Source organism: Arthrobacter ginkgonis (assembly GCF_039540195.1).
GTDB classification, from domain to species: Bacteria; Actinomycetota; Actinomycetes; order Actinomycetales; family Micrococcaceae; genus Zafaria; species Zafaria ginkgonis.
This window is the reverse complement of the sequence record NZ_BAABEO010000023.1, coordinates 20,184-43,589: the sequence shown is the minus strand read 5'-3', so window position 1 is coordinate 43,589 and position 23,406 is coordinate 20,184. Positions and strand designations below refer to the sequence as shown.

At 70.3% G+C, this 23,406-nt stretch carries 13 protein-coding genes, 1 tRNA gene and 2 pseudogenes; 1 reads left to right on the top strand and 15 read right to left on the bottom strand.

Going from position 1 to position 23,406, the window contains the following annotated elements; translation table 11 throughout:
* Positions 1 to 4: 4 nt before the first annotated feature.
* The 6 genes and pseudogenes from ABD912_RS16445 to ABD912_RS16420 form a co-directional block, all read right to left on the bottom strand.
* Entirely contained in the window at positions 5 to 928 is a 924-nt protein-coding gene (locus ABD912_RS16445; RefSeq protein WP_345152465.1) for a hypothetical protein, read from the bottom strand.
* Positions 925 to 4,446, bottom strand: coding sequence for a PKD domain-containing protein (locus ABD912_RS16440; protein ID WP_345152463.1), 3,522 nt, complete (start codon positions 4,444 to 4,446; stop codon positions 925 to 927). Before ABD912_RS16440 ends, ABD912_RS16445 begins: the two co-directional genes overlap by 4 nt.
* A 3-nt stretch (positions 4,447 to 4,449) precedes the next feature.
* Positions 4,450 to 5,214 carry a DUF4352 domain-containing protein gene (locus ABD912_RS16435; RefSeq protein WP_345152461.1) on the bottom strand — a complete coding sequence of 255 codons (765 nt, stop codon included), beginning with the start codon at positions 5,212 to 5,214 and terminating at the stop codon, positions 4,450 to 4,452.
* A 70-nt stretch (positions 5,215 to 5,284) separates the two neighbouring features.
* A complete protein-coding gene (locus tag ABD912_RS16430; protein WP_345152460.1) occupies positions 5,285 to 6,103 on the bottom strand; it encodes a CDP-alcohol phosphatidyltransferase family protein in 819 nt (272 codons plus the stop codon).
* Between the two features lie 624 nt (positions 6,104 to 6,727).
* Positions 6,728 to 7,321, bottom strand: coding sequence for an aminoacyl-tRNA hydrolase (gene pth / locus ABD912_RS16425; protein ID WP_345152457.1), 594 nt, complete (start codon positions 7,319 to 7,321; stop codon positions 6,728 to 6,730).
* Between the two features lie 30 nt (positions 7,322 to 7,351).
* Positions 7,352 to 7,624: pseudogene (locus tag ABD912_RS16420) on the bottom strand (50S ribosomal protein L25); the annotation flags it as partial.
* A gap of 301 nt (positions 7,625 to 7,925) precedes the next feature.
* On the opposite strand from ABD912_RS16420, the gene ABD912_RS16415 reads away from it, so the two are divergent.
* A complete protein-coding gene (locus ABD912_RS16415) occupies positions 7,926 to 9,770 on the top strand; it encodes a tyrosine-protein kinase domain-containing protein (RefSeq protein WP_345152455.1) in 1,845 nt (614 codons plus the stop codon).
* An 89-nt stretch (positions 9,771 to 9,859) separates the two neighbouring features.
* On the opposite strand, the gene ABD912_RS16410 is transcribed toward ABD912_RS16415, so the two are convergent.
* The 9 genes and pseudogenes from ABD912_RS16410 to ABD912_RS16370 form a co-directional block, all read right to left on the bottom strand.
* Entirely contained in the window at positions 9,860 to 10,450 is a 591-nt protein-coding gene (locus ABD912_RS16410) for an arsenate-mycothiol transferase ArsC (RefSeq protein WP_345152453.1), read from the bottom strand.
* Positions 10,451 to 10,693: 243 nt separating this feature from the next.
* Positions 10,694 to 11,674, bottom strand: coding sequence for a ribose-phosphate diphosphokinase (locus ABD912_RS16405; protein WP_345152450.1), 981 nt, complete (start codon positions 11,672 to 11,674; stop codon positions 10,694 to 10,696).
* 48 nt (positions 11,675 to 11,722) lie between these two features.
* Positions 11,723 to 13,177 carry a bifunctional UDP-N-acetylglucosamine diphosphorylase/glucosamine-1-phosphate N-acetyltransferase GlmU gene (gene glmU / locus ABD912_RS16400; RefSeq protein WP_425548088.1) on the bottom strand — a complete coding sequence of 485 codons (1,455 nt, stop codon included), beginning with the start codon at positions 13,175 to 13,177 and terminating at the stop codon, positions 11,723 to 11,725.
* A 105-nt stretch (positions 13,178 to 13,282) separates the two neighbouring features.
* Positions 13,283 to 13,354, bottom strand: a tRNA-Gln gene (locus ABD912_RS16395).
* Between the two features lie 463 nt (positions 13,355 to 13,817).
* A pseudogene (locus ABD912_RS16390) lies at positions 13,818 to 14,933 on the bottom strand (DUF1972 domain-containing protein); the annotation flags it as partial.
* A gap of 39 nt (positions 14,934 to 14,972) precedes the next feature.
* Positions 14,973 to 16,472 carry a sugar transferase gene (locus ABD912_RS16385; RefSeq protein ID WP_345152447.1) on the bottom strand — a complete coding sequence of 500 codons (1,500 nt, stop codon included), beginning with the start codon at positions 16,470 to 16,472 and terminating at the stop codon, positions 14,973 to 14,975.
* A 1,001-nt stretch (positions 16,473 to 17,473) separates the two neighbouring features.
* A complete protein-coding gene (locus tag ABD912_RS16380; protein WP_345152445.1) occupies positions 17,474 to 17,923 on the bottom strand; it encodes an adenylyltransferase/cytidyltransferase family protein in 450 nt (149 codons plus the stop codon).
* Between the two features lie 26 nt (positions 17,924 to 17,949).
* Entirely contained in the window at positions 17,950 to 20,610 is a 2,661-nt protein-coding gene (locus ABD912_RS16375; protein WP_345152443.1) for a helix-turn-helix transcriptional regulator, read from the bottom strand.
* Positions 20,607 to 23,162, bottom strand: a complete 2,556-nt coding sequence (locus ABD912_RS16370) for a helix-turn-helix transcriptional regulator (RefSeq protein ID WP_345152441.1) — start codon at positions 23,160 to 23,162, stop codon at positions 20,607 to 20,609. Before ABD912_RS16370 ends, ABD912_RS16375 begins: the two co-directional genes overlap by 4 nt.
* Positions 23,163 to 23,406: the final 244 nt, after the last annotated feature.

The window sequence follows — 23,406 nt, the reverse complement described above, 5'->3', positions numbered from 1 at the left end:
CTCCCTAGTGCGAGATGGGTTCCCCCCTGGCAAGGCCGAGCAGGGCAATGTCCTGCTCCGTGTAGAGCCGCGAGAAGACCGTGTCGTTACCGCTGCCGATAACGTTGCCGGCGAGCAGGGTCTGTTCCTGCGTGCCGGGAAGGAGGGGGAAGTGCCTGGCCCGCGGCGCGACCTGGCGGACCTTGGTACCCGTGCGCAGGGCCACCCAGTGCAGCCAGATGTCGTCCGCGGACGGGCACACCGGCTTGAAAGCCCTGCCCAGCGCCGCCAGTTCCGCCAGCAGGGCCGGCGGGTAGAGCACCCCGGAAACCCCCGTGGCGAAATGCGCGGTGGAGGCCGAGGTGTCCCGGCAGCGCGCCCACCCGGTGTAGGGGGCGATCCGCCCCTCCGCCACGCCGACCACGCTGGCCCAGTGGCAGTTCACCGCGTCCGGATGCTGCCGGTGGCCCCGGTAGAGGTCCAACAGCCAGGTGCGCGGGTAGAGGATGTCATCGTCCGCGGTCGCCAGCGGCAGCCGTCCGTCCGCCGCCGTGGCCTCCAGGTACGGGTAGTACTTGGTGTGCGGGCCGAGATTGTCGCAGAGCCTGATGCTCAGCCCCCGCCGCTGCAGCCGCAGCAGGGAGGGCGGCAGCTGCGCGTAGGCGGCCTCGTCGTCCAGCCAGAGGATGAACTCCTGAGGCCGCACCCGGCCGCGGGCGATGGACTCGATGGCCAGCGCCACCGTGGCGATCCGCTGGCCGTAGCTGGTCAGGGACACGGCCACCGGGGTGTCGCCCAGCACGGAGGTGGTGGCGAAGCGGTTGCGGAGCCGCAGCCGGGCCGCCAGCGCGTGGGCGTGGATCCGCTTGGCCTGTTTCTTCAGCCGCCGCAGCGCGGCCCGGGGAGCCCCGGGCCGCGCGTGCGTCGCGCCTGTTAGGGCACCGGTCACGGCTTCTCCACTTCGATGGCGGTGAGGTCATCGAAGCTGGCAACCACCGGTGCGTTGGTGGCGGTACCGGCCAGGTAGGTTGCCAGCAGGATTCCGCCGGCCTCCTGCAGCCCCGCCGTGGTGTCGGTGGCGGTTTCCTGCCAGTTGGCCGGCTCGGCCGAGCCGTCCCGCCAGACCTTCGCGTTCACCGTCGTCGGGCTGGTCCCGTCGACCTGGATCCGCACCCGCAGCTTGTCCCCGGCCGCGTAGGTCAGCCCCGAGACGACTCCGGAGTCCAGCACCGTCTCTACGTTGCCCACGATCTTGACCGTGTACAGGGTCACCGCGCCGTTGGCGGCCACCTTCACCTTCGCCCGGTACTGTCCCGCGGCCGTGCTGCGCCCGGCCACCGAGACGAACGTCCCGCCACCGGTGGGCTGCTTGTCCAGGGACACGGTGACCGCCACGTCGCTGCTGGTCGAGGACACCCCGGCCAGGTAGGCCGACGGGCCCGCGCCCGCGGCGTTCATCCGGATCGTGCCGGCTCCGTTGCCCACCGCGAACAGGGACGCTGCGCCGTTGCGGCTCCAGGCTCCGCCGGTCTCGGCGCTGCCCCAGCCGCCGGTTACGGTCCGCCCGAACGCATCCGCGGCCAGCGGGCCCGCCTCGACGGTTGCCTCGCGGGTGGTGCTGTGCGTGGCGCCGTCGTCGTCGGTCACGGTCAGCCGCACGGTGTAGGTGCCGGCCGCCGCGTAGGTGTGCGACGCCGTCGCACCGGTCGCCGTGCCGCCGTCACCGAACTCCCATGCGTAGGAGGCGATGGTGCCGTCCGCGTCCGAGGAGCCGGACCCGTCCACCGACACCGCCAGGCCGTCGGCCGAGGAGGTGAACGACGCCGCGGGCTCCTGGTTGGGCGGTGCCGCGGTGACCGTGACGTCGCGGGTGACGCTGCGCGCCTCGCCGTCGTCGTCGGTCACGGTCAGCCGCACGGTGTAGGTGCCGGCCTCCGCGTAGGTGTGCGACGCCGTCGCACCGGTCGCCGTGCCGCCGTCACCGAACTCCCAGGCGTAGGAGGCGATGGTGCCGTCCGCATCCGTGGAACCGGACCCGTCCACCGAAACCTGCAGGTCGGAGGCCGTGTCGGTGAAGGAGGCGGTCGGCGCCACGTTCATCGGCGCGCCGGTGGTCCCGGCAACGTAGTGGTTCTGCACCTGGGCGGCACTGAGCACGCTCGGGTAGATGGCCACTTCATCGATGTCGCCGGCGAAGTAGGAACTGGTCGGACGCCCGCCCCAGCTGCTCATGCTGTCGCCGCCGATCTTCCAGTAACCCAGGACGTCCAGGCCCTTGGTCACGTCGGCGCGCGAGGCCACCAGCTGCCCGTCGACGAACAGCTGCATGCCGTTGGAGCCGAGCGTGGTCACCGCGTGGTGCCACTGGCCGTCGTTGTAGCGGGTGGTGGTGTTGACGGTGGAGCGGACGCCGCTCTGCCGGACTCCGAAGTACAGTGTGCCGGTGTTGCTCATGTACAGGTGGCGGTCCATCAGGTCGGCGGTGCCGTTGATCCAGTTGCCGTAGCCGATGATCTTGCCGCCGCGCGTGGTGGTGGTCCGGAACCAGGCCTCGGTGCTGAAGGTGTCCGCCGGCTGGACCCGCGAGGTGATGTTGGCGGTGCCGGTGGAGGATCCCGAGAAGGTGGCCGCCGTGTCGCCGTCGCCGGCCACCGCGCCGGCGGCGCCCAGCGTGACCCCGGTGTTCAGGGTCAGGTCGTCGTTGCCGGCCCGGTCGAGGCCGATCGTCCCGCTGCCGTCGCCGAAGCGCCAGTAGTTGGAGGGCTGGTCGGCGGTGACAGTGCCGGCGTATGTGCTGGCCGGCTGGCTCTCCGTTGCGACGGTGATGGTGGCGAAGTCGCTGACCGCCTGATTGCCCAGGGGATCGGTGACGTAGATCCGGTACCGGTATTCCTGCCCGGGGACCAGGCCGGTGTCCGTGAAGCTCATGCCCGGACGCCACCAGAAGGAGGATTCCGCGGTGGTGGTGTAGACGGGATTGGCCGTGTTGCTGTTCCGGACCACCCGGTAGGTGAGGTTCTCGTTGTCCCGGTCCCAGTTGGCCTGCCAGCGCACCCGTACGGTGCCGGGCTCCGGCGAGGAGAGCGTCGGGACGATCCGGGATCCGCTGAACCGCGGGCCCTCACTGTTGGGGGCGTTCTCCCGCGTCGTGTAGCGCACCAGGCCCTGCTGCGCCCGGCCGTTGACGATCGTGAACTCGCCGGCCATCGCGATGTAGTCTCCGCTGCCGGTCACGGACCAGGGCCCCTGGTCCTGGCCGGTAATGGTGCCGGCGTTCATGTCCGGGTACCAGTGCTGCAGTTCCGGACGGGGCATGCCCTCGAAGTTGGTGTAGTCGTACAGCTCCCGTGTGATGGTGCCCCCCACCTTCTTGCTGAAGGCCAGGCCGCGGCGGAACTCCCACGTCCGTTCCTGCGGGAAGGCGCCGATGTTGGCGCAGTGGTGCGGGTGCCCGGCGATGTAGACCAGGTCGGCGTTGCCGGCGTACACGGAGTAGGAGTCGCCGTGGCAGTCCTCCAGCCACTCGGTGTTCAGGTCCGACCACTTGATCGAGACCGTTCCTTCCAGCGTGCTGAACCGGCCGAAGGTGTAGCCGGTGGCGTAGAAGTTGGTCCCGTCAGAGGTGAGCGAAGTGATGGACCCGTTGCTGCTGCCGTTGCGCACGTACTCGTTGGCCGGCAGCGGGAATTGGGTGCCCGTGGCCGTGTCCAGCACGCCCAGGCCGTAGCCGGGCCGGTTCGAGCCGTTGAGGGTGGTGAAGGCGCCGCCGACGGCGATCTTGGTCCGGTCCGGGGACAACGTCAGCGCGTTCACCCGGCCGCCCTCGGCCTTCGGGGCCCAGTCCAGCAACGCCCCGTCGGAGACGCGTGCGGCGGCCAGCCCCAGGCGCTCCACCGACCCCACGGCTCCGAACACGCCGCCGTAGTAGACGGTGTCATTGGTGGCGGCGATGGCCCGCACCGAGGCGGAGGGCTTGGGCAGGAAGTTCCTGTCCAGCGCCCCCGTGGTGGGGTTCAGGGCCACCAGGCGCCAGACCGTGGCCCCGTTCAGCGACGTGAACTGCCCACCCACGTACAGCTTGGAGCCGTCCGGGGACGCAGCCAGCGCGGTGACCTGCGCGTTGAAGCTCGGCGCGAAGGAATTGATCAGTTGGCCGGTGCGCAGGTCGTAGGCCAGGATGTTCCCGCGCGCCACCTCGTTGACTCCCGCGGGAGAACCCGCCGGCCGGGCGCTGGTGAAATCGCCGCCGACATACACGGTGTTTCCGATGATCACCTGGGTCCACGCCACGCCATTGATCTGGGCCGTGGGCAACTCGTCGGCGGTGACGGTGGTCGGGGTCAGCGGGTCCGCCGGATTGACGGGTGCCGTGTCCGCGACCGCCGGCGACCCGGCAGCGAACACCAGGGAACCGGAGAGGATGGCGGAAGCTGCAATGGCGGTGAAACGGTTGCGTATCGGATGCATGTCTCATCCCTTCCCGGTGGGAGCCGCGCCCTCAAAGGCGGCGACTTTCTCGCTTGCTGATTGGTTGACGAGGATGCGGACGCTGCCGCGCTCCTTCGTCGGAACTTGGAACACGAAGGTCCCGGAGGCGTCCTTGCCTGCCGCGACGGTGGCGGGGAAGCCCTTCGCTCCGGACTGGCTCAGCTCGGTGGCCGGGACGGCGTCCTTGCCGTACTCGGCGGTGACCACCGCGGCGTCCAGGCTCAGCTCGGTGTCCGAGGTGTTCCGTACGGTCACCACGAACCGGATCGCCGGTCCTGCCACTTCGCCGATGCCCTCGGCCTTGCCTTCGATCGCCTCCAGCTTCGAGACCGAAACCTCGAACGATCCCGCGGTGGCCTTCTTACCGAACGCGACCGGGTCGGCGACCGGCTGCTCGGTTTCGGCCAAGCGGGCGTCGGGAGCGACGCCGGGTGCGTCCGGGGATCCGGTGGGTTGGCTGGCGTCGGCCTCCTTCGCCGCGTCCTTTTCGGCGTCCTCCTTGGCGCCTGCGTCGGCGTCGTCCTCGGTGGGCTCCGCGGTGGCTTCGGCGGGGGAATCGGACGGCGTCTCGACCGCCGACGGGCTTTCCTCGCCGCCTCCCGGGGTTTCGGCCGCCCCTTGGGCCGCGGCCCGGGCCGCATCGTCCGCGCCGCGCGGCGGGGTGGACAGCGCGTAGCCAGCCAGCCCGACGGCGAGGGCAGCGACCGCCGCCAGCGCCGTCGCGGTGGCGGCGCGCCTCCGGACCACGGGCGAAGTGGAACCGGACTCGGTGGAACTGGACCGGGCCGTTCGCTTCCCCCGCTTGGGGGTTGTGGTGTCATCCGACATGGTTACCTCCGGAAAGTGCGTTGGCCGCCGGCCGTCCCGGAGCGGGCGGGGCCAGCCGGCCCAGCTCCCGGAACCACTTGCCCAGGGCCAGCGCAAGGTGCAACAGGTTGGCCGCGAAGAACAGGGTGTAGAGCGGCATGAACAGCGCCGGAGCGCCCAGGAACAGGAACAGGAAACAGAAGATCCCGTAGTCGGTGGGCAGCAGAAGCAGGGACTTCAGGCGCGTGCCGGGAGTCCTGGGCTGGCTGCCGCCGGTCCGCAGCGCATGCGTGGTGCGCAACTGTTCGGTCAGGATCATGGTGAAGAAGGCCACCGCGGCAACCAGGCAGTACCCGATCGGAACCAGCAGCCAGGCGGGGTCCTCCAGTCCGAAGCTGCGGTGCGCGCAGATGAGCACCGCCAGGTGCAGCGACGTGATCTTGGCGCTGTCGAAGACGTGGTCCAGCCACTCCCCCGCGGGCGAGCCGCCGCCGCGCAGGCGGGCCACCTGCCCGTCCGCCGAGTCGAAGGCGTAACCAACCGCCAGCACCAGCCAGATGACCGCCCCCAGCCACGGCGACGCCGGCGCGAAGGCCAGCAGGGCGATGCCGGAAAACGTGAAGCAGGCGCTGACCACGCTGACTGCGTTGGGGCTCAGCCCCGCACGGAACGCCCCAGCCGCCAGGTAGCGGCCGGCACGGCGGTTGACCAGAACGGAGTAGGCCGGAGCGCCGGGCGCGACGCCCTTTTGCGCCTGGGCCAGGATGCGGACCGTCTCCCGGTAACCGAGACCCGTGGCCGGTCCCCCGGTCCCCACGTCCGCGCTCACGGTGAGCCCCGCAGGACCCGTGTGTGGGCCCGTGGGCCCACGCGTCGTTGCAGGAATCCTGCCGACGCCATCGATGACGTGCCATCCACGATGGATGGGCACGTCCGGATATGGCTTGCCATGATGTCCCCCCTCATCAAGCTGCGCCCGCACCCGCCGACGGGCGGTTTTTCGTTGCTGCGGGCCGATCCGCCGGAACCGTCCGGGGTCCCGACTCGGGCATCCTACGGACCGCTTAACGGGCGGTAAACGCGTGGGTGCAACGGTTATCACCGGGCTTTGACACGTGCCGGGGCGGCTGCCCTACCCGCATGTGGAGGGAAAACACGTGGGGCGCGGGGCGGGACCCACTCGATGCGCACGGGTGGTGCGGGGAACGGGGCCTTAAATGGAAAAGGGAGCCGGCAGCGGGATGGGGGATGGCCCAGTCTCAGGGGCCTCCCGCTGCCGGCCCCCCGGTTCAAGGGGCCTGTCAGGGCGTGGCACGATCCTACGTCAAACGCTTGTAAAGGTTCGCATTGCTAAGGGCCATCCGCGCAGGGCCGTCCGTGGAGGGCCACATGGGCGGTGCGCCTGCGCGGTGTCCGGTCGGCCCGCCGACCCGGCCGGGGGTTTCGGCGCGGGCTACGCCGGAGAAGCCCCGTGGAACTTTTGCTGGGCCACCAGCAGCCCTTCCCGGATCAACAGTTCCGCCGCATCCGCGGCATCGCCGATCAGGAACGGCAGGTCCTTTTTCTCCGTGGTGCCGAAGTCGCGCAGGACATAGTCCGCCGTGTCCATCCGGCCCGGCGGCCGGCCCACGCCCACGCGCACCCGGTAGTAGTCCTTCGTGGCGAGGGCCTTCGAAATGTCCCGCAGCCCGTTGTGGCCGCCTTCGCCGCCGCCGATCTTCAGCTTGATCGTGTTGAACGGGATGTCGATCTCGTCGTGGATCGCCACGACATGGTCGGGTTCGATCCCGAAGAACTTGGCGAGCGAAGACACCGGGCCACCGGAGAGGTTCATGTACGTCATGGGCTTGGCCAGGACCACCCGCGGTCCGCCGATGCCCAGCCGTCCCTCCAGCACTTGGGCACGGGACTTGTGCGCCTTGAACGAACCGCCGCCGATGCGTACGGCCATCTCGTCGAGGACCATCTGGCCCACATTGTGCCTATTGTGCGCGTAGCCGGGCCCGGGGTTTCCGAGCCCGGCCACGAGCCAGGTATCACTTGCCATGCGAGCGGTCTGTCGACCTTACGCGGCGAGCAGCAGGTCGAGGTGCTCGATGATCTGCTTCAGCGGGTCGCGCTGGATGTCCTTGACGACGACCTTGCGCTCGGTGCCCTCGATGTCCAGGACCAGCTCGGCGGCAGCCTTGCCACGAAGGATGAGGGTGGTCTCGCGGGCCGGCAGCAGGACGTGGACCGGCTCGGAGCCCTGGCCGTAGATGACGGCGGGGATCTTCTCGTCGCGGCGGGCCTGGCGGGCAGCGCCCTTGCCGAAGTCGGAGCGAAGTTCGGCGGCGATCTTGGTCGACATGGTGTCTCCTTGGGAAGCGTGGTTTGCGGTCTGCCCGGGCCAGGAATTCCGGGCCTAGATGCCGCACGCGTTCCGGAAGGAATGGGCGCTTTGTTGGGCGTCTAGCCTCGTCGATCACGGAGTCGCATTCGCTCCCTCGCCTGGGCACTGCGGACAACTATACCAGCCGCGCCGCGGGGCCGGGCCCACGGCACCCCTGCCGGCCGACGGCTCCGCGCGCTCGAGGACTTGCCGCGCCGGTTTCTTTACACGATCAGTAACACCTTGCTCCTAAGCTAAAATGAGTCAGTCTAAGCACGCGATGAATCAGGCCGAAGAGCCCATGGGGGACAGCATCTTGGAATCAAGCGACGTAAACGGGAGCCACGACGGTCCCGATCTCCGGCAATACCTGTCCGTAGTCCGGCACTACTGGCGCGGCATTGTCGCCATCCTGCTGAGCACGGTGCTGCTGGCTTTCGCCTGGACACTCCTGCAGCCGCGCATCTACCAGGCCTCGTCTTCCGGGCTCGTCGTGGCAGCCGGCGGTGAAAACATCACCATGGCCCTGGCCGGCGACAACCTGGCCAAGTCCAAGGCCACCAGCTACAAGAGCATCGCCCTCACCGTTCCGGTGGCCAAGCGCGTGATCGAGGAATTGGACCTTTCCACGGACGCAAATGCCCTGCTGGACAACGTCAGCGTCGCGGTCCCCACCAACACCGCGGAAATCCGCATCGATGCGACCTCCACCGACCCCGAAACGGCCCAGGACCTGGCCAACGCATGGGTGGCGGCCCTGGCGGAGCAGGCGGCCGAAATCGAATCGGTTGCCCCTTCCGGCTCCAAGGCCTCCTCGGCCGAGCCCGCCGTCCAGATCGCTCCCCTCGGCAGGGCCGTGCTTCCGACGGCGCCCGTCTCTCCGAACACCAAGCTGGCGCTGGCCCTGGGCGGCGTGGTCGGCCTGGCCTTGGGCCTGGGCTATGCCCTGCTGCGCAACCATCTGGACCGTCGCATCCGGTCGGTGGAAGCGATCGAACGGCTCGGTGCCACCGTCGTGGGAACCATTCCGCTAGATTCGCGCCTGACGGCCGGCCGCAGCGTTGTCGAAACCGGCGGCACCGACCATGCGGACCGGGAATCGCACGCCTTCACCGAGGCCCTGCGCGAACTGCGCACCAACCTCTCCTACACGGACGTGGACAATCCGCCGCGGGTGATCGCCGTGACGTCCTCCGTCCCGGGCGAGGGCAAGTCCTCCGTGACGTCCAACCTGGCCGTCGCGATCGCCGCCACCGGTCGCCGCACCGTCCTGATCGACGGGGACCTTCGCCGCCCGGTCCTCACCGAACTCTTCGGGCTGCCCTCTGGCGCGGGCCTGACCGATGTCCTCAGCGGCGGAGCCGACATCGACGATGTCCTCCAGCCGTACGGACCCGTCCCGGACCTGTTCCTGCTCGGCGCCGGCCGCATCCCCCCGAACCCCAGCGAACTGCTCGGCTCCAAGGCCATGCGCTCCCTGCTGGCGGACCTCTCCCGCGATGCCGTGGTGCTGATCGACGCTCCTCCGCTGCTGCCCGTCACCGACGCCGCCATCCTGGCCAAGATCGGCGACGGCGCCCTGGTGGCGATCAAGGCCGGCTCCACCACGGTCGACGAACTGGGCCGGGCGTTGGACAACCTCCGCCGCGTCGAGGGCCGGATCCTCGGCACGATCCTGAACCAGGTCCCCACCCGGGGCGCGGGTGCTTCCCAGTACGGCTACTACGGCCAGTACTACTACACCTCCGAGGAGGCCCCCAAGCCGGCCAAGGCCTCCAAGGCCGGCAGGGCCGCCAAGCTCTCCAGGGCTGCCCAGCTCCCCCAGTCCGAAGAGCCCGCCGCACAGAAGGCTCCGAGCCGACGGACCGACGGGAAGGTGCCGGTCCAGGCCCCGGACCTGGATCCGCGACCCAGCGTCGCCGCGCCCGTCGCCGCTGCGGTGCCGGCCGGCGGCTCCTACGGGGCAGCCACGTCACAGATCCCGGTCGTGGAGGACGGGGCATACGGCTACGAGGGACAGTTCGCCCCCACGGACGGGCCGGCGCCGGAGGTCCGCGGCGAGGATACCTTCGGCGACCTGCTGACCCCCCGTTCGCAGATGCGCCACCTGCGCCGCGGCCAGTAGTCCCTCCGGACGCCAGGCCCTCCGCGCGCAAACAAAACCGCCCCCGCCCGGCTTTCACCGGGCGGGGGCGGTTTCGTTTGGCGGTGCGGCTAGGAGCGCGAGGCCGCTTCGAACTCCAGGATGCCGCGCAGGGCCGGCAGGAGCTCAACGACCATGCGGTCGTAGACGATGTCCTCCCGCTTGAAGGGGTCGACCACGTCGTCCTCCCCCGGGTCGGCCGGACGCACGCCGTGGCGCTTGAGCGCGGCCAGGTTCGGCAGCGCCTTCCAGCGTTCCTCGATCTTTTCCTCGCCGCGCGGAAGCCTTCCCCCGCCGTCGTCGGCCGCGACCGCGGCCAGCACGCGGGAAAATTCGCGCACGGTGAAGGCCCGCTTGAGCATGCGCGGGCTCAGCTCAACGACCCGCGCGCGGTGCGCGGCGGTGAGCGCCAGGACGAAGTCCGCCTGCCCCAGCAGGGCCTCGGTCAGCTGGCGCGAAACGAACCCCTCCGGGTCCCCTCCCGCGTCCGCCAGCCGTTGCGCGGAACGCTCGTCCATGGCGCGGCCCACCAGGGCTCCGGTGCCGGCGCTGGAGATGGTGAAGGCCCCCGGAGCGATTTCGTCGAAACCTCGCTGGAGGTACCGTTCGGCAAAAGGTGAACGGCAGATGTTTCCGGTGCAGATTGTCAGGATGTTGACCACCCCCCAAGGTTACCGGGAGGCCTGCGCAATCCCGGGAAAGCCAGTCCGAATGCCCGAAAAGCCAGTCTGGATGCCAAAAAGGAGGGCCCGGACGCGTACCGCGTCCGGGCCCTCCGCAAGCGCGGGGCAGCCGGGTCCCTACGTGGCGACGAAGTCGACACGAAAGGGCCATCACCGCAAAGCGCGGGGCAGCCGGGTCCCTACGTGGCGACGAAGTCGACACGAAAGGGCCTGCCCCGCACGCTAGACGTTGCCGTCGAAGAGGCTCGTCACGGAGCCGTCCTCGAAGACCTCCTTGATCGCGCGGGCGATCAGCGGGGCGATTGAGAGCACCGTCAGGGAGTCGAAGCGCTTGCTCTCCGGGATCGGCAGGGTGTTGGTGACGACGACCTCGCGGGCACCGGACTCGGCCAGGCGCTGCGAGGCCGGCTCGGAGAACACCGCGTGGGTGGCCGCGATGATGACGTCCTTGGCTCCGGCGTCCTTGAGCACCCGCACCGCACCGGAGATGGTGCCGCCGGTGTCGATCATGTCGTCGATGAGCACGCAGGTGCGGCCTTCGATCTGGCCCACGACGGTCTTGGAGACCGCCTGGTTGGGAACCGTGAGGTCGCGGGACTTGTGCACGAAGGCCAGCGGGACGCCGCCCAGGCGGTCGGCCCACTGCTCGGCCACGCGGACGCGCCCGGTGTCCGGGGACACGACCGTGACGTTGTCGGAGCCGACGCGGCCGCGGATGTAGTCGGCCAGCAGCGGGATGGCCATGAGGTGGTCGACGGGGCCGTCGAAGAAGCCCTGGATCTGCGCGGTGTGCAGGTCGACGCTGATCAGGCGATCGGCGCCGGCGGTCTTGTACAGGTCGGCAACCAGGCGGGCGGAGATCGGCTCGCGGCCGCGGCCCTTCTTGTCCTGGCGGGCGTACGGGTAGAACGGGGCGACGACGGTGATGCGCCGGGCCGAGGCGCGCTTCATCGAGTCGATCATGATCAGCTGCTCCATGAGCCAGTTGTTCAGCGGCGCCGGGAACGACTGGATGATGAAGACGTCCTTGCCGCGCACGCTCTCGCCGGAGCGGACGTAGATCTCGCCGTTGGCGAAGTCGTAGGCGGACATCGGCAGGAGTTCGGTCTCCAGCGTCTTGGCGATCTCCTCGGCCAGCTCGGGGTGCGCACGGCCGGACGCCAACACCAGTTTCTTGTCGACGTTGTAGCTGAGTTCGCTCATGGAATCACTTTCTCGGGGGAGGAGGGTTGCTCAGGGGCCAGGAAGGGGTCAGGGGGTGTCGGTGCCGCGGTGCGCGCGCGAGGCGGCCAGGGCGGAGGGGGTGCCGGGGCGCTTGGCCTCGGTCCAGCCCTCGGTGTTGCGCTGCGGGGCCACGGACAAGGCCAGCGCGCCGGCCGGAACGTTCTTGCGCACGACGGCGCCGGCGGCGGTGTACGCCCCGTCCCCGATCGTCACCGGCGCGATGAAGACCGTGTTGGAGCTGGTGCGCACGTGGGATCCGATCACCGTGCGGTGCTTGTTCACGCCGTCGTAGTTGGCGGTGATGTTGCCGCAGCCGATGTTCGTGTATTCGCCGATCTCGGCGTCGCCGGCGTAGCCAAGGTGGGAGAGCTTGGAACCCTTGCCGACGGTGACGTTCTTGGTCTCGTAGAAGGCGCCGATCTTCCCGTCCTCGCCGAGGTCCGTCTTCGGGCGCAGGTAGGCGAACGGGCCGACGCTCGCGCCGGCGCCGATGCGCGAATCGGTAACGTCCGAACGCACCACCTTCGCGCCGCGGCCGACCGTGGCGTTGGTCAGCGTCGTGTCGGGGCCGATGACCGCGTCGGTGCCCACCGCCGTCGTGCCGTGCAGCTGGGTGCCGGGCTTGAGGGTGACGTCGGAACTGAGCGCGACCTCGACGTCGACCCAGGTGGTGTCCGGGTCCACGACGGTGACCCCGGCCCGCATCCAGCCCTCCAAGGTACGGCGGTTCAGTTCCTTGCCAAGTGCGGCCAACTGGACCCGGTCGTTGGCTCCCTCCACCTGCCACCGGTCCTCGGTGGTGACGGCGGCGACACGTCCGCCGGCGGCGCGGGCGATGGCCAGCACGTCCGTCAGGTACATCTCACCCTGCGCGTTGTCGGTGGTGACCTGCGCGAGCGCCGCGCGCAGGACGGCGGCGTCGAAGGCGTAGATCCCGGAGTTGACCTCGGCGATGGCGCGCTGCTCGGCCGTGGCGTCCTTGTGCTCCACGATGCCGGCGACGGTCCCGTCCGGGGCGCGCAGGATGCGCCCGTAGCCGGTCGGGTCCTCCAGGACGGCGGTGAGCACGGTGGCCGCGTTCTGGTCGCGGTCGTGCTCGGCGACCAGTTCCTGGAGCAGCGCGGTGGTCAGCAGCGGCACGTCGCCGTAGGTGACCACGACGGTGCCCTCCAACTGCGGGGGCAGCGCCTCGAGCGCAACCTGGACGGCGCGACCGGTGCCGGGGACCTCGTCCTGGTCGGCAATGGTCAGGCCGGGTTCGATGCGCAGCAGGTGCTCGGCGACCGCGTCGCGCTCGTGCCGGACGACCGCGACAAGCTGGCGGGGTTCCAGGCCTCGGGCGGCGGCCAGCGCGTGTCCTACCATGGATCGGCCACCGATCTCGTGGAGGATCTTGGGTTTGGCGGACTTCATGCGGGTTCCGGCACCGGCCGCAAGGACGATGACGGCGGCGGCTTCCACGCTCAAGATGTGTACTCCCATGCGATCGTTTGGCACTGCGTCCGGGGCTCGAATCGGACCGCCCCAGTCTACCGCCTGCCAGGACCCCGTTTCCCCGCCCGCGTAGGTGGCACGGAACACCTTCCGTTCCGCCCCTAGGATTCGAACCTAGACTGCACGGCTCCAAAGGCCGGCGTGCTGCCATTACACCAGGGCGGAAAGTGACCGCAGGGCGGGCACAGGAAAACATTCTGCCACAGCGCACCGGATTCCCGCCCGCGTGGGGCGCATGCGCGCCGTGGCGCGCCGCAAGGGGTGCGGCGCGCCACGGCTCGGTGCTTGCCTCGGGATGCTGCTTGCCTCGGGATGCTCACTGCGGGGAGGCCGGCCCCCGCCGCGGGAGGAGCAGTCCCAGTCCCAGCCGGGCCGCCTGGCGCACCCGCAAGGCGCGGGCGGGCCGGGGCCGGCGGGCGGGGCCGGGCTGGAGTGCGGGGGCCTCCGCGGTCCGTGCGGCGATGGGCCCCACCGCGACCGGCTGCCCCGGCGTGAGGATGCCCCCCTGCGGGAGAAGGCCACCGGGCGAGACAAGGCCACCCGGCGAGACAATGCCACCTGCCCAAACGCTGTTGCCGGCGGCCACCAGGTCCCGGGCCGGGTACAGGCGGCGCCCGCCGGACTGGCGGACGGTGCCTGCCACCAGGTCCCGGCTCAGTTGTTCGTACCCGTCCGTCACGACGTCCCAGTCGTAGGCTCCCGCCGCGTCGCGCGTCCGCCGTCCGCGCTCCCGCGCGGCCTCCGGATCGGCGTCCGCCAGCGCCACCAGCGAGGCGACGTCCTGCGGGTCGGTGAAGTATTGCCCCGTCCCGCCCAGCACTTCCCGGTTGAATCCGACGTCGAAGGCGTTGACGGCGGCGCCGGCGCCCATCGCGCGCAGCAGGGACGGGTTGGTTCCGCCCACCGAGTGCCCATGCCAGTAGATCCGCGCATTGCCGTACAACTGATCCAGCAGTTCTTGGTCCCACACACCACCCAGGAACCTCACCTTCCCCTGGGCCGCGGCCTCCACGCGCTGCTGGTAGGCACTGTTGTACGGGGCGCTGCCGACCGCCACCAGCGGAACCCGGGACCCGCTGCGCACGTGGCCTTCGACGATCAGGTCCACGTGGTTTTCGGGCTCGAAGCGGGCCACCAGCAGGTGATACCCGTTGGGTTCCAGCCCCAGCTCGGCGAGCCGCTCGAAGCGCCCGTCCGGAAGGATCGGCGCCCCATAGGTCAGCAGGCGGGTATCGGCGTCGAACTCGTGCCGGTAGTAGTCGGCGATCCCGCTCGCATCCGCGATCAGCGCGTCGGACCACCTTACGGCCAGGGATTCGCACACCCGGTAGTAGCGCTTGCCCACCGGCCCCCACTTGGCCCGTTTCCATTCGAGGCCATCCATGTGGGTGGCGACGGGGATCCGGGCCGCGCGCAGCAGGGGCAGCCACGGAGCGTTCGCCGCATTGAACACGATCGCCGCGTCGGCGGCGTGGAACACCTGGTGGGCCGCGGACAGGGCGGTGTGGCTGAGCGTCTCCAGGCTTCGGGTGCGCAGCGCCGGCAATTCCACCCGCCGCATGCCCCGGTGCATCGGCATCCCGCCTCCCCCGCGGCAGTAGACAACCACTTCGTGGCCGCGATCGACCAGGCGCCGCCCGATCTCCTCCACTGCGGTCTCGAATCCCCCGTACTTGGCCGGCACCCCGCGGGTGCCCACCATGGCGATGCTCAGCGGGCCCTGAGGCCCGGTCGTCTTGCTCATGTTCCCCTCCAACGTTTTGGTGTCGCATGGTGTGCGGGTTCAGTAGGCCCCGACTGGCTTGAGGACGACCTTGACGGTGCGCCAGAGAATCTGCAGGTCGCCGGTGAGCGACCAGTTTTCGACGTAGTACAGGTCCAGCCGGATGCTCTCCTCCCAGTTCAGGTCGGAGCGTCCGCTGACCTGCCAGAGCCCGGTGACGCCCGGCTTGGTCAGCAGCCGGCGGTGTTCGTGGCCGTCGTAGCTTTCGACCTCCTGCGGCAGCGGCGGACGGGGTCCCACGAGCGACATGTCGCCGCGGAGCACGTTCAGCAGCTGGGGGAATTCGTCGAGGGAGAACTTGCGCAGCCAGGTGCCGACCCGGGTGACCCGCGGGTCGTTTTTGAGCTTGAACAGCGGTCCGCTGCCCTCGTTCAGGTGGGAGATGCGTTCCAGCTCGCGTTCGGCGTCGGTGCACATCGTGCGGAACTTATACATCGTGAACGTGCGGCCGTCCCGGCCGACCCGCTGCTGCCGGAAAATGGGACCTCCGGGGCTGTCGAGCGTGATCAGCAGGGCCACGACGGCCAGGATCGGCGCAAGGACCAGCAGCCCCAGCCCGGAGGCCACGACGTCGACCGCCCGCTTCACGGCGAACTTGCCACCGTCGAAGGTCGGGGTTTCAACGTGCATCAATGGCAGGCCCTCGACCGGACGCACGTGGATCCGCGGACCCGCGACGTTGGTCAGCGAGGAGGCCAGGATCAGTTCGGTACCGGTCTTCTCCAGGCGCCAGCCGAGTTGGGTGATGAAGCGGTTGCCCGCCTCCAGTTGGCCGGCAACGACGACGGCGTCGGCGCTGTAGCGCTGGATGGCCGCTTCCAGCGTGGAGAGTCCGTGCAGGACCGGAAGCCGGCGTCCCGGACGGGAAGGCTCGGGGCCCTCCTCATGCTCGAGCACGATGCCAACGACCCGATAGGCCGGACCGGACTTCTTCTCCATCTGGTTGACCACGTAGGCGATGTCCGCCGGCTGGCCGACGACCAGTGCGTTGAACAGCGCCTGTCCGTGGGCGTGTGTGGCGAGCAGGCGATGCCGCCAGATCCAGCGGGTGGCCAGCAGCAGCGCCGCTCCCAGCGGCAGGGACAACACCAGGAAATCCCGCAGCGTCTGGAAGCCGAAAGCGATGTCGATGACCGCCAGCCAACCCGCCGTTGCCCCGGTCGCATCGATGATGCGCTTGTATTCGCTCGCGCCCACCCCGGCGTACCGCGGGGAATGCGCGTGGAAGAGCGAAAGTAGGAGGATCCAGCTCAAAGCGACGGCCAGGGCCGCCGGCCAGGTGCCCGCGCTGCCCATGAACAGGACCAGCGCGACGCTGGCCAGGATGACCGTGCTGTCCGAGGCCAGCAGCTTGAGCTGGTAGCGCCGGCGCCACTCGCCGCTGGTGCGGACCTTGCCGGCTGTTCCGCGCCGGATGCTGGCGTCACGGAATCCGGTCAGGGTCCAGCGCTCGAAACCGACGTCGGGGTGGGTCTTGAAGTGTTCACGGGCCTGGGTCATGGGATCCGATCCCCCCCGGGCGGTGCGGGGCACCTCAGGGTGCCCCCGTGGTCGTGCAATGGATCAGCCATGCTCCTGCCCCCCAAGTGGTTTCCGCGCCAGTGTTTGCTCAGCGACATCCGGTGTTTGCCGACCGGACATCGCGTCTTTGTGCAACGTCCACCGCCGAGGGTAAGAAGCGGAGCGGTTCCCGGCACGGGTGGGCGGGTACTCGAATGTGCCCGGGTGCCTGCGCAATCCATGCGCAGCCCGCACCCGGGACCACCTAGGCGGACGGACCAACGGCCAAGCGGCCGCTGCATCGGGGGCGGGGCCGGCAACCGGCGCCGGCACGGAAAACGGCCGGCCACGCTCCGGTTCCGGACAGCCGTCTGGCCGGGCACCGGTACCAGGGGTACGGTGCCCGGCCAGACTGCTGTCCACCAGAGGGTTGTGCTCTGCCAGAAGGTTGTTGAAGGGCCGGCGGCAGCTGGGGGTTGAGCCTTGTCTCAGAAGGCCCGCGTACCGCCGGCCCGATCGGGGGGCAGCGCAGGCCCGGATGCTGCGCATGGGGGGGAATCTCAGGGGGAATCTCACTTGGGTCCGCGGGTGTCCCCCGCTTAGGTTTCCTGTGGCAGGTTTCCTGTGGCGGGAAGGACTCCAGAGGGCCGGCGGCCGCTGGGGGGCTGAGTCTAGGCTTCGCCTAGCTCACGAACCGCCGGCACCGTCTGGAGCGGCAACTTGCACTTGCGAGTGCCTCCAAGGCCGAGGCATTCCAGTTGCCGGTTCGGGCGATCGGACAACGCCCGTAGCCCTGAGATTACGGAGCCCCAAACACCTCGGCACGAGTGGCGGATACTCGTTGTGGCCATGTCACCACGCGTACGTGGATGCGTGTCTACGCAGGCGCGAATGCCGCCGGTTTCCGCGGTTGGCGCCGGGGACCGTCCAGGATCCCGGACGCGCGGCAGTTCCCGGGGAGCACCTGCCGTGCGGCGGGCGCTCCCCGGGAACCGGGCGGGTCAACCGTTCTTCTGGGTGGCTTGGTGCGGCGCCGCGAGGATGGAAAGTGCCTGGCGCAGGGCCGTCGAGGAGGTCTGCATGGTGTACGGGAAATACTCGACGGTCACCCCGACTTCGGCGAACCGCCGTTCAAGCTCGATTCCCTTCGGCGTTCCCCGCCAGTCATCGCCCTTGAAGAACACGTTGAAGCCCACCTCGCGCCAAGTGTCGAGCCTGTCCGCGTGGGTTTCGGCCACGGCGGCATCCACGCATCCCAGTCCGCGGACGATCTCCAGCCGCTCGGGTAGGGGCACCACCGCGCGCCTGCCCTTCGTTGCCTCGATCAGGTCGTCGGAGACGACGCCGGCGATGAGGTAGTCGCAGCGGCTCTTCGCGTTCCGCAGGAGATTCAGGTGGCCTATGTGGAACAGGTCGTAGGCTCCTGCGGCGTATCCGATCCGAATGGTCATGAGGTATCTCCCTACCAGTTGGGGAATCAGCGGAAGTCGGCGAGTTCGGAGCGCTCGCCGATCCCGAGCTTCAGATAGATGCGGTACAGGTGTCCTTCAACGGTGCGCTGGGACAGCGTCAGCACCTTGGCGATCTGCCGGTTGCTGTGGCCTTCCGCCGCGAGCCGGACGATGTCCCGCTCGCGGGAGGTCAGTTCGCCGTGGGACCTGGCCCGGAGCACGGTCCGCGACCCCAACGTCCCCAGCCCGCGGGTGAGCAGGTGCAGCCGGCGCAAGGTGTGCCCTCCGAGCTTGTCCTCCCCCCGTTCGGCGTGCAGAAGGACGGCATGGGCCAGCAGTTCCGCCGCCAGTGCCACTTCCCCGGCTTCCTCCGCGTACCCGGCCGCGGTCTCCAGCCGGTCCGGGTCGGTGGCGTCGCCGATCAGGGCGAGCCGGCCGAGCGTTCGGCTGCGTGGTCCTTCCAGGCCTTCCGCCGCCTCCCCCAGCAACTGGGAGGCACCGTTGCCCGGCTTGCCGGCTTCACGGAGGCAGGCCAGCACGCGGATCTCCCGGTGCACCAGCGCCAGCCCCTTGGCCTTGGCTTCCCCCGCGAGCGAGGCCAGGTTTCCGGACGGTTCCGGCACCCCGCCGCGGTCGCCCACGAACGCCGTGCCGGCCGCGGCTGCGAACGCCCGGGCCAGGAGCCAGAGATCGTAGGGGCCGCGGTAGGCCAGCACCGGCGGATGTGCCCCGGTGCCTTCCTTGGCTGCGGTTCCGGCTTCGGCGCGCAGCAGGCCCAGCAGGCCCGTTGCGAGCGGCAGAAGCTGCAACGGGTCCGTCAGCGAAAGCGCCGCCGTGCCTTCACGCAGTTCCTCGACCGCCTCGGCCAGCCGCCCTTGGCGCATGTGCAGCAGGCCGCGCAGGAACTGCACCGTCCCCTGCCGGCGGACGGCCTCGCGGGGATCGGAGGAAACGTGGGTGTCCAGGAACGCGGAGGCCTGCGCATACCGGCCGGACTCAATGAGGCAGAGGACGTGGCGACCGATGACCTGGACGCAGTACCGGCTGCAGAGCGCGGGTTCGGCTTCCAGAATCGCCCAGGCCCCGGCGACCGCTGCGGCCGCGGTGTCGGTGCGGCCCGCCATCCAGTGGACGTCCGAAACCAGGAGGGTGGACAGCAGCCGGATCTCGGCAGTGGCCCCTGGCATCCGCTGCAGTTCCTGGAGCCGTTCGCCGGCGTCGTGGGGCAGCGCACCGTCGAGCCGCCGGGCCCAAAAACGAAGGATTTCGAGGCCCGACAGGGGAACGAGGCTGCCGAAGCCGGTCCCCTCCGGCGGGGCTGCGGCCCTGATGCGGCGTTCCCAGGTGCCGGCCAGTTCCTCCAGGGCCGCCGCGGACGCCCCGGTTCTCCACACGGCCGAGGTGGCCACGGCCAAGGCGGCCTGCAGCGTGGAATCGTCATGGGGCCGGTCGAACACCCGCTCGGCCGCCGACAGGGCGGACAGCGGCCGTCCCAGTCCCAGCATCGCCCGGGCGGTTTCCAGGGCGACGGCGTCGTCGTCCCCCACGGCCTGGCACAGGTGCAGGGCGGTGAGGGGTTCCAGCGCGTCGTTGGCCGCGGCCGCGGCGCGCTCGAGGTCCTCGCGCGGCACCCTTTCACCGCATTCGACCGCCCACAGCACTTGGCGATGGTTCGGTGCCGTTGCCGTTCCCGCAGCCCCGCGCCAACGCTGCAGCAGCCGGGCGCTTCGGCCCGGCGGCACCAGGGCGCGCAGCACATCCGCATACAGGTTGCTGGCGATTCGGATCTGGCCTCCCCGGTCCACTGCGGCTGCGCCGGACTCCAGCAGTTCCTCCACGCCGCCGGCCGTGGCGGCGGCGAGCGTCGTGCGCGGCAGGGGTCCGGCGAGCGCCAGCAGTTCCATGGTTTCCTGCTGGGGCCCGCCCAAACGGGCGTGCAGGCTGCGGACCAGGTCCCGCATTTCCGCGTTGGGTTCGGGGTCCGGGCGGGCAACGATCCATACCCCGCTGTTCTTGACCACCGCCCCCTGGTCCGCCGCGCACCGCAGCCAGGCGCGGACCAGCAGCGGATTGCCGGCCGTGAGGGAGGCCACCGTTTCCGCGGTGCCGGCGGGAACGTCGCCGCCGAGGACCTCGGTGCACAGCGTGCGGACCTCCTCCACGTCCAGCGGTTCCAGCGCCAGCACGGGCAGCTGTCCCACCCCCAGCGCCGAGTCGGCAGCGCCTTCGACGGAGTCGGTGCCCGCCCCCAAGGCCAGCAGCCGCACCGTGGAGGTCTGCACCAGCTGGGACAGCACGAAGCGGCTGGCCGGGTCCAGGAAGTGGGCGTCGTCGACAACAAGCAGCGGCTTGCCGCGTCCCGCTCCCTCGCCTCCCGCCGCCTTGCGGGGCAGGACGTCGACGAGTTCGCGCAGGACTCCCATGACGTCGGCGGTGTCCTGGATGGATCCGAGGTAGGGTGCCAGCGCTCCGAAGCGGACAGTGGAGAGCGTGGCGCTCGGGTGGATGCGCACCGTGTCCGGGGCGGGGTCCAGGGAGGAGAGGGCGAGCGAGGCCAGTGCCGTCTTCCCCATTCCGGCCGCCCCCACCACGATGGCTCCGGGGGCGGATTCGTCCCCGAGGATCCCCTTCAGCCGTGTCAGGACCTCGTGCCGGCCCACCAGCAGGCCTTCGCGCGGGGCGCTCATGCCACGACGCCGTCGGTGGCCGGCTGGCTGAGCAGCTGGGCGAGTTCGGTCCGGCTGCGCACGTTCAGTTTCGAGTACACCTGGTACAGGTGTCCCTCCACCGTGCGGACGGAGACCCCTCCGCGTTTGGCGATTTCGGCGTTGCTCAGGCCTTCGACGACGTTGGAGGCGACTTGCCGCTCCCGGCGCGTCAGGACCGCCAGGTGCGCGGACAGCTCGTCCGGGCCGGGGTCGGCTCCGGTGGCGTCGCCGGGCAGGCGGCCCGACGCCGACCGGTCGTGTTCGGTCCGTGCCAGGTGGCGGGTGAGGTTCCGGATTTCCCCGGCGGAGAGGAAGGAATACAGCCGGTTCCCGGTTTCCTCGGCGAACATGCGGTAGCCCATGGAAGCGATCCGCTCCAGGGCGGTTTCCACGGCCTGCCCGTCCTCGGCGACGACGGCGTCAGCGAGCTGGCGCAGTTCCCCGGCCAGCGGACCCTGGACGCGGCCCAGCACCCCGGAGAGCCTGCCCGCGGCCGCGAACTCGCCGAGGCGGAGCGCCGCGGCCAGCGTGTGCGCCTCCAGGAGCGTCCGCCCGGACTCCGCCATGGAGTCGGCCAGCGCCATCAGCCGGTTGCAGGCGGCGTGGGCCGAATGCAGGTTGGCCACCGTCAGCGCGCTGAAGAATTCCACCGCCCAAGCCAGGACGGGGTGTCCGACGGCGAGCCCGTCGCGCAGCCCGACCAGCAGTTCGGCCGCTTCCTGCGGCCGGTCCTGGTCGGCCAGGCAGTGCGCCGTGAGTGCGGCCAGGGCGGCGCGCTGGTCGGGCGGCCCCCAGGCCTCCAACTGGCGCAGCGCGGGCGTGGCCTGCAGCAGGGCGGACCCGGTGTCCGCGCCCAGTGCCGAGAGGGAGCCCAGCACCAGCGCGGCCGCCGCCGCCCCATCGGGGCTGGCATCGGCCTCATCCTGCAGGGCCCGGGCCAGTTGGGCAGTGGTGTCCCATTCCCCGAGCGCGAGGAACACCGTCATCAGCGCGTCGACCACGATGCCCATCCGGTCCGGGGGCAGGACTTCGTCGAGGACCCCTGCCGCCCGGTGGGAGAGGATGTCCCGCACCAGCAGCCGCACCGCTTCCGCGGCCTCCTGCTGGCGTTCCCCCAGGGCCCATTCCCTGGCCCGGCAGGCCTGTTCGGCGATCCGCAGGCCGTCGTCGGGCCAGCGGTGGGCGGGAAACGGCGGTCCGGCGGCGGGCCCGCTGTCACCGGCAGACTGCCCGGGGCCGGCGCCGTCCTCCAGCGGACCCGCCTTGAAGGCAAGGTCGGCGGCCAACAGGCGTACTTCCTCGAGCGTTGCGGCTGGCGCATCCGCGGTGTCCGCTCCGGTTTCAAGCCTCGCCAGCAGGGTGTGCACCATCAGCACGGCCTGGCGGCTGCGTCCGGCGGTGCGCAACGCCTGCACCTCGGTGCGCAGCAGATCGGCGCAGACCTGCGGCGCCTCGTGCCACAGGGACTCCGGGAGTTCTCCGGCTTCCCTGCGCTCCTGCAGGAACGCGGCGGCCGCGGACGCGTTGCCCCCGTCCAGCATCTCCCGCGCCGTGGCCGCAACGAGCCTTGCTGCGGCAAACGGTTCAGGATCTTCCTGGACCATCGCCGCCAGCAGGCGGTGCTGCTCGCCGTCCAGGACCGCGCACAGCACCTGGCGCACCATGGCGTTCGACGGCTCCACCCGTCCCGGATCGCGCTGGCTTCTCACCACGTGGCCGGCCGCATGGAGGCCATCGAGCGCGGGCCCGAAACCGGCTGCGTTCAACGCCGCCACCGAGGTTTCCCCGCGCACCGCCAGCACGTCCAGCAGCAGCCGCTCGCGTTCGCCGAGCCCTGCCAGCCGGACGCGGATCCGTGCCGCGAAGTGCCCGTCCAGCGGCATGGTGCCCGGTGCCAGGATCCAGTGCCCCTCCGCGAGCCGGAGCTTGCCGCTGGCCACGCAGTCGCGGGCCAGCAGCCGCAGGCCTTCGAGGTTGCCCTCGCCGTCCCGCCAGAGCCGCGCGGAGGCGGGGCGGGACAGCGGCGATCCGAGGTCGGCCGCCAAGACCTCCCCCGCCTCGGCGGGGGTCAGCGGGCTGACCTCCACCCGGGCCATGTCGCCGCTGCGCACCAGGCCGGCAATGTCCGTCGGCACTTCCTCCATGCGTTCGCAGATCGGCACCAGGGAGATCGACCCCTGGGCAGCCAGCTGGGCCAAGGCGTTGCAGGATGCCGCGTCAATCAGGGCGGTGTTCTCCAGCACCACCACGGGACGTGCCCCCGAGGCGGCAAACACCTCCCCCATGCCGCGCAGCACCCCTTGGGCCGAGGCCAGCAGGGTCGGGTCGACGCCGGACACCAGGAACATCAACGCCCCATACGGGATGCTGCTGGCGAATTCGGTACCCGATACGCTGAACCGCCGGGTTGTCGGCGGCAGGGTGGCCAGCGCCTCCTGGAGAGCTGTCCGTCGCCCGCTGCCAAGCAGGCCCAGCAGAAGTGCGCCGGCAGAGGCGTCATCGCGCAGGGCTGCGGAAAGCTGCTCCGCCACGCCGGCACGGTTCACCCGCGCAGAAATCGTCCGAGTCCGGGGGTCCGGTCCGTCGTCCCCCAAGGCTGCCAGAAAACCCGATGGAGCCGTGCTGCTCCCATGGTGCGGCAAAGTCATGTTCTTCCCCCAAGTCCATGCCCGCGACACTCCGGGTACCCCAATAGCCCCGGAGATTGCGGGAATTTTTCATATGCTAAGCGCGGAAATTGCCGATGGCATCAGTAGTGCTCAGCCTGGCCCACTC